General features: G+C 69.0%; 1 protein-coding gene. It reads left to right on the top strand.

The window, feature by feature from the left end; translation table 11 throughout:
• Positions 1–461: ShlB/FhaC/HecB family hemolysin secretion/activation protein (locus HU735_RS26825; protein WP_238349911.1), on the top strand; the 461-nt coding region annotated here is incomplete at both ends.

Genomic DNA, 461 nt, shown 5'->3' with positions numbered 1-461 from the left:
GACAACGGCCATCCACGCCCGGGCCAGCCGGTGGCGCGCTACCGCAAGTACAGCGCCACGCTCAGCTACGTGCAGGGTTTCCAGCTCTTCGGCGAGCGCCTGAGCTTCAGCAGCCTGGCCACCGGTCAGCGCAGCGAGGACGTGCTGTTCAGCCCGCAGCGCATCAGCCTTGGCGGGCTGTCGTCGGTGCGCGGGCTGAAGGACCAGTCGTTGTCCGGCGACAGCGGTGGCTACTGGCGCAACGACCTGCGCTGGACCCGCCCGGTGAACTGGCCGCTGCTGCAGCCGCTGGTGGCCGAGTACGGTCTGGGCCTGGGCTACGACCTCGGTGTGATCCGCAACGATCGCTACAACGGCGAGTACCACGGCCGTGCCAGCAGCCATTCGCTGGAGTTGTTCGCCCGTGGCCAGCACATGGCCGCCAGCGTGACCTTCGCCCACAGCCTGGAACGCCCCGACGT

It is taken from the genome of Pseudomonas sp. BW16M2 (assembly GCF_014268865.1).
GTDB classification, from domain to species: Bacteria; Pseudomonadota; Gammaproteobacteria; order Pseudomonadales; family Pseudomonadaceae; genus Aquipseudomonas; species Aquipseudomonas peradeniyensis.
The sequence above is the reverse complement of the archived record's forward strand: the minus strand, read 5'-3'. Positions and strand labels throughout refer to the sequence as shown.